Below are 3,341 nucleotides of genomic sequence, written 5' to 3'. Positions count from 1 at the left end.
TCGCGATCCTGAACGTTGGCCGGCACGACGGCGAGCCCCAGGACGTGCCCCTCGGCATCGACCAGCGCCACGCGTTTGCGCCCGACCAGCTTCTTGGCGGCGTCGTAGCCGCGTGGCCCGCGCACACCGATGCACTTGACGCTCTGTGTATCGATGATCGCCAGCCGCGGCGTGGGACGCCGCCCGCAGCGGCGGCGCTGTCGGCGCGCGAGCGTCCGCATCAGGCTCTCGAACAGACCCTTGTCCACCCAGCGCCGGAACCATCCATAGACGGTGCGCCAGGGCAGGAAGCCGTCGGGCAGCGCCCGCCACCCGCCGCCCGTGCGCAGATGCCAAGCAACGGCCGCCATCACGAGGCGCGCTGACTTGGCGTTGGGTCGTGCCGCCGGGTCGGCCCGCTCCAGGAAGCGGGCCACCTCGTCCAAGCCCGCCTGCATCACCATGTCCTTCAGACGCGTCTCATGGCGCGTCCGATGCCGGTCCGTCCACATCTGCTCTCTCCTCCGCCCCGCCAGGCGGAATTTGTGTTGCCACACGAGACAGATGGGGACGGACGGCAGAGGACCTCAAACAGGCTCTGAGGGGTTGGTTGGCTGAGGAGCCTGCCGATGCCCTCAGCCTTGTCGATCGATCTGCGGGAGCGCGTTGTCGCGGCCCTGGCGGACGGCGCGTCCTGCCATGGAGCGGCAGCCCGGTTCGGGGTGAGCGTGTCGAGCGCCAGCCGCTGGGCGGCACGCGTCCGGCAGGAGGGGCAGGTCGCGCCGCGCGCACGCGGCGACCGACGCTCGCAGGCCATCGAGGCCCAGGCCGATCTGATCCGGGCCATCTCCGAGCGGGCGCCGCAGCTCTTCCTGCACGAATTGTGCGATGCTCTGGCCGCGCAGGGCGTGCAGACCAGCACGAGCGGCCTGTCGCGGTTCTTCGCCCGCCACGGCATCACCCGCAAAAAGGGGCTGTCAACGCGGCTGAGCAGGAGCGGGCGGACGTAAAGGCGGCCCGCCAAGCCTGGTTCGACGCTCTGCCCGACCTCGACCTTCGCCGGGCCTCACCTCCTGGCGACGATCCTGTTCGAGAAGTTCGGCCAGCACCAGCCGCTGAACCGCCAGAGCGAGCGCTTCGCCCGGGAGGGGATCGCGCTGTCGGTTTCGACGCTGGCCGACTAGGTCGGCGCCTGCGCGGCGGCGCTCGCGCCCCTGCATGCGCTGATCGCGGCGCTTGTCCTGGCGGGCGAGCGCTTGCACGGCGACGATACCACGGTGCCGATCCTGGCCAAGGGCCAGCCGGTGCCGGCTGCCTGCGGCGACTGGGCCGCGACCAAGGCTGCCTACCGCTTCTTCGACAACCCGCGCGTCACCGAGCACGGCGTGCTCGCCGGGCATTTCGCTGCGACCGCAGCGCGTTGTGCGGCCCATGACGGGCCGATCCTCCTCCTGCCGGACACGACCGAGTTCATCTACGGCCGCGCGAAGCCGGGCAAGATCGGCTTCACCAAGACCATCAACGGCGGCCGCTACAAGGCGGGGCAGCCCAACGTGCTGACCCTGTGCGGCGTGCTGATGCACGCCAGCCTCGCCGTCACGCTCGCCGGAACGCCGCTGGGCCTCACGGCGGTGAAGTTCTGGACGCGGACCAAGTTCAAGCGGACGTGGACGCTCAAGCGGCATGTGAACCCGACCCGGGTGCCGATCGAGACCAAGGAGAGCTACCGCTGGCTCGAGAACCTGCGCAGTCGATGGCGCTTCTCGGCGCGCCCGAGCGCTGCGTGCATGTCGCCGACCGCGAAAGCGACATCTACGAGCTGTTCTGTCTAGCGCAGGACCTCGGCACGCGCTTCCTGGTGCGCGTGCAGACCAACCGCTTGACCGAACCGCCGCCGGACGCGCCGCAGCCGGACGCGGATCATCGTGTCTTCGCCCAGCTCGATGCGGCGCCTTGGGCGGGCCGCCACCGCGTCGCCGTCAGCGGCGAGGTCGACGAGACCGCCTGCCTGCACGTGAAGTTCGCCCCCATCCAGACGTTGCCGCCCATCGGCAAGCGGAAACGCTACAGCCCGCAGATCCTCACCTACATCCATGCTCTCGAACGCGACCCGTTCGCCGATCGCCCGCCGATCGATTGGAAGCTCGTCACCAACCTGCCGGTCGTCGACCTCGCAGGTGCCATCGAGAAGCTCGATTGGTACGCGCTGCGCTGGAAGGCGGAGATGTTCCACAAGGTGATGAAGTCGGGATGCCGCGCGGAAGAGGCCAGACTGCAGACCGCTGAGAGGCTGGTGAAGTTCCTCGCCCTCGTTGCAGTGGTCAGCTGGCGAGTCTTCTTTCTCACCATGTCGGCCCGCCTCAAACCCAAGGCACCACCCGACGCCGTCCTCACCGCCGCCGAGATCAACGCGCTCGACTGCATCGACGCGGCGCGCTCGAGGCTGCGCCTCCAGCACCGGGCATTCGCCGACTACCGTATCCATCCGGTGAAGGACGCGGGAGCTACGGTTTCGGCGGGAGCAGATCACTTTCCGCCGTATGGGCGGCGATCCGCTCTTTCAGTTCGTCGATCCCATCGTTGGTAAACGCTGGGTACGCCTCGTCGCCGGAGCCGTGGACCCAGATCAGGCCGTCCTCGGGTTCCATGTCGACGATGATGTCGAACAGGGCGTCTTCATCCTGTCCGAGGTCGGCGGCGACCCTGGCCAGCGTGAACACGGTGCTCACCTTATTGCGCTGCATCGGCTCCCTTCCGTCGCGGCCCGATCGTCTCGTCAGGGTCGAGGGTGGCTGGCGAGAATGCTCAGGCAGCCTCGGCAAGCGGAGCGGTCGCTGACCGCCAATGCCACGGCAGAAGTTCGTGCAGTCGAGGGGCGGGGTAATCGGCGATACGGGTGAGAACGTCGGCGAGCCAAGCCTGCGGATCGATCGCGTTGAGCTTGGCCGTCACGATCAGCGTCGCCATCGCCGCCGCCCGCTCGGCGCCTCGCTCCGAACCGGCAAACAACCACGCCTTCCGTCCGAGGGCAAAACCCCTCAGCGCGCGCTCGGCGGCGTTGTTGGTCAGGCAGATCCGCCCGTCGTCGAGGAAGCGGGTGAAGGCCGGCCAGCGCCGCAGCAGGTAGTCGATCGGCTCGGCGACAGTGGAGGAGCGCGATAGCCGGGAGCGGTGGTCGCGCAACCACGCCTCGAACTCGGCCACGAGCGGCGCGCTCTCGGAACGGCGCACGCGCAGGCGCTCGCCGGCCGGGCGACCGTTGATCCCGCGCTCGATCGCGAACAACACGTCGATGCGCCGCACCGCCTCCAGCGCGATCGGCGAGATCACCGTCGCCGTCCTGCCCCGCCGCGCGTTCGCCG

Annotated in this window: 5 protein-coding genes and 2 pseudogenes; 4 read left to right on the top strand and 3 right to left on the bottom strand. The window is 69.1% G+C overall.

Annotated features, from left to right (window positions below; genetic code table 11):
* The coding region (locus Q8W71_RS32685; RefSeq protein WP_305528870.1) for a transposase at window positions 1-491 on the bottom strand (491 nt) is incomplete at its 3' end.
* Window positions 492-608: 117 nt separating this feature from the next.
* Here Q8W71_RS32685 and Q8W71_RS32680 point away from each other — a divergent pair.
* The 4 genes and pseudogenes from Q8W71_RS32680 to Q8W71_RS32665 all read left to right on the top strand — a co-directional run.
* Window positions 609-1,033 (top strand): annotated as a pseudogene (locus tag Q8W71_RS32680) (helix-turn-helix domain-containing protein); the annotation flags it as partial.
* A 1-nt stretch (window position 1,034) separates the two neighbouring features.
* Window positions 1,035-1,280 (top strand): annotated as a pseudogene (locus Q8W71_RS32675) (IS66 family transposase); the annotation flags it as partial.
* Entirely contained in the window at window positions 1,257-1,811 is a 555-nt protein-coding gene (locus Q8W71_RS32670) for a transposase DNA-binding-containing protein (protein ID WP_370875603.1), read from the top strand. The pseudogene Q8W71_RS32675 and the gene Q8W71_RS32670, both read left to right, overlap by 24 nt.
* A complete protein-coding gene (locus Q8W71_RS32665; RefSeq protein WP_305529460.1) occupies window positions 1,733-2,566 on the top strand; it encodes a hypothetical protein in 834 nt (277 codons plus the stop codon). Before Q8W71_RS32670 ends, Q8W71_RS32665 begins: the two co-directional genes overlap by 79 nt.
* Here Q8W71_RS32665 and Q8W71_RS32660 read toward each other — a convergent pair.
* Together Q8W71_RS32660 and Q8W71_RS32655 are read right to left on the bottom strand one after the other, a co-directional pair.
* The gene (locus Q8W71_RS32660) at window positions 2,484-2,723 is read right to left on the bottom strand and encodes a hypothetical protein (protein WP_305528027.1); all 240 of its coding nucleotides are present in this window, start codon (window positions 2,721-2,723) and stop codon (window positions 2,484-2,486) included. The genes Q8W71_RS32665 and Q8W71_RS32660 overlap by 83 nt on opposite strands.
* Before the next feature lie 61 nt (window positions 2,724-2,784).
* Window positions 2,785-3,341, bottom strand: a 557-nt coding sequence (locus Q8W71_RS32655) for an IS66 family transposase (RefSeq protein WP_305529197.1), incomplete at its 5' end; no start/stop codon positions are given.

The organism is Methylobacterium amylolyticum (genome assembly GCF_030700245.1).
Classification (GTDB): Bacteria; Pseudomonadota; Alphaproteobacteria; order Rhizobiales; family Beijerinckiaceae; genus Methylobacterium.
The sequence above is the reverse complement of the archived record's forward strand: the minus strand, read 5'-3'. Positions and strand labels throughout refer to the sequence as shown.

Bases quoted from the DNA above. Each gene is read 5' to 3' on its own strand.
- Q8W71_RS32665 (WP_305529460.1), top strand. From the start codon at position 1,733: ATGGCGCTTCTCGGCGCGCCCGAGCGCTGCGTGCATGTCGCCGACCGC.
- Q8W71_RS32660 (WP_305528027.1), bottom strand. From the start codon at position 2,723: ATGCAGCGCAATAAGGTGAGCACCGTGTTCACGCTGGCCAGGGTCGCC.